Genomic DNA, 2,281 nt, shown 5'->3' with positions numbered 1-2,281 from the left:
AATGAGCTTGGTTAACAAGCTGTGTTCAATCTTAGATGACAACGGTTGACGCCTGATATCCACGCCCTAAAAGTGACGTGGTTTTACGGCGCTTTTTGATAAAAATTGATTATGAAAACCTGTAGCAAGAAAGTTTTAACTTGCACGGTTGCCTTCTTGGTAATTGGTGTGACCAGTGGTTGTGACACTAATTTAAACGAAGCGGCTGTTACGCCTACAACAGATAGTACAGACGATGTTATGGTTGCTACTGCTGAGCAATTCCAGGGTTATGCAAAGGTCTCAGTCAATAAAGCGTTATCTGAGGTAGCGAATACTATCAAGCAGGAAGTAGCTAATAGTGAGGTGATAAGTAATTTCGATACTCTTCATGCTGATCTTGAAAAAGGGGTGGTTGAGAGCAAGCCCATTTCGACTAAGCTTGATAATCGCTGGAAGGAGATTTTACTAACGGCGTCCGAGTCATCGATAGTGATACGGTAGAAGTGCTGATTTATGATCAACAGAGTGAAAGAGTGCTGCTTGTCAGTAAAGATGCTCCCTAGTCTAAGCAAGAATATGGCTAACAAAGTAAAGCTACCTTGGAAGAGTGTATTTCTGGCAAGCCAGTACCTATATTAGATACTAAATAAAACAGATACGTTATTTTATGACGAAAAACAGCGATAATTTTTTGGCTTGCTGTTCTCAAGCCGACAGAGGATGAAAAATCTATCTCCGTTTCACTGTATCTTTTTATATTGAACTGACTATATCGTATATAAGGAAGAAGATCGTTATTCTCGTATACTAGGTAAAGTTATGGCCGGTAATACAGACTGTAACTTTTACCAAGTTGGGGTTGGTTCTGCAGGCCACTATGAGCAATACCAAAACGAGCAGCTCAATGATGATAAATATGCATATAGCGATGCTGAGAAGGTTGCTCGAATACATTTAAACGGCTTATGGCGCACTCCTGAAACTGAGACCCCGTGGTTATATTAAAAAACACATTAGTAAATATTGATTGTTACGTTTGGTTATAATACAATCACGTTAACAAATATATATAAATCTTAGGACAATATCCAAGATTTGCGGTGAATTTATCGCAATAAACTAGAACAAATTATAAGGTGAACATCATTAACACAACCAAAGCTACTGAAGTTAGGACCCTTAAACCTACCAACACTAAAGCTACTAAGGCTAAATTTCCACGAACTCCTATTTATAACAATATAGTGCTTTCAGTGCCGCCGAATGTAGGTGAGATCATTTTAAAAGCACGTGAAAGCATGGGAATTCGTCAAGAAGAAGTTAGTGATCGCCTAAAAATGCGGGGGCGCTCTTCGATTTCTGAGTATGAAACTGGAACGGCAGTAATCTCCAAAAATACTTTAAGTTTGATGGCTATCGCTTTGAACTTCCATCCAAATATGCCGGCTAAAGCAAGATTTGGTGAAAAGCTTGTGTTTGAAACAAATCCAGTGCCTAAAGAAGGTTATTCAACATTCATTTTAAACGCGCTCGAAAAACGAGGCATGACGCTGGAGGCTTTGGCTAATATTACAAATGCTAAAGCAGAAGGCATTAATTTGGATGAACTACAACGTATCATTGATGAAGCTCCCGATGTTAAAGGTAAATTATCTGTACCGCGGGCAAAGCAGTGGGTAAAAATTCAACTTGCATTAGAAACTTATGCCAGTGGAGTTAATGTCGGTAAGGTTTTGCTTGAAAAACGCAAAGCAAAAGGTTGGAGCCAACTTGAGCTTTCAAAAATCTTACACATCAACAAGCAAACTCTTTCAAACTATGAGTCCGGTCAGTCTATTCCAGGCAATCACATTTGGGCCCTTATTATGTTAGCGTTAGACTTTCATCCCACCTACAGATTGCTAAAGCAAGATATTAGTAGTAATTGGTCGAATAATTTGGACGTATTAGACCACGCTTAATGCATGCCCGCCTAATATTGGCCAGCAGTGTAGTATTACCTGGTGATTAAGAGCAACTATTTAATATAGCCGCTCTTTTTTATCAAAAAGCGCCGTAAAACCACATCACTTCTAGGGCGTGGATATCAGGCGTCAGCTAGTGTCGCTCAGCCTTAAAACAGCCTTGTCAACCAAACTCATTGAGACCATAATCACTCTATGAAAACGCTCAAGTGTCGCATCAAAGACAAACACGCAAACCAGCTGAATAAACTGGCTGGTGCAGTTAACTTTGTGTGGAATTACGTTAATGATTTGAGTTTCAAACACTTGCAACGAACAGGCAAATTCTTTTCAGC

General features: G+C 39.4%; 3 protein-coding genes. All 3 read left to right on the top strand.

What is annotated here, in order from left to right:
• Positions 1 to 111 precede the first annotated feature (111 nt).
• The 3 genes from AC2FA3_RS14955 (at position 112) to AC2FA3_RS14945 (ending at position 1,943) form a co-directional block, all read left to right on the top strand.
• Positions 112 to 483, top strand: coding sequence for a hypothetical protein (locus AC2FA3_RS14955; protein ID WP_490510270.1), 372 nt, complete (start codon positions 112 to 114; stop codon positions 481 to 483).
• A 270-nt stretch (positions 484 to 753) separates the two neighbouring features.
• Positions 754 to 987, top strand: coding sequence for a thermonuclease family protein (locus AC2FA3_RS14950; protein WP_490510271.1), 234 nt, complete (start codon positions 754 to 756; stop codon positions 985 to 987).
• A gap of 131 nt (positions 988 to 1,118) precedes the next feature.
• Positions 1,119 to 1,943: a helix-turn-helix domain-containing protein gene (locus AC2FA3_RS14945; RefSeq protein ID WP_490510268.1), complete on the top strand. Its 825-nt coding sequence runs from the start codon at positions 1,119 to 1,121 to the stop codon at positions 1,941 to 1,943.
• Positions 1,944 to 2,281 lie beyond the last annotated feature (338 nt).

This window comes from Janibacter sp. CoH_79_TC_3 (genome assembly GCF_058197955.1).
The sequence above is the reverse complement of the archived record's forward strand: the minus strand, read 5'-3'. Positions and strand labels throughout refer to the sequence as shown.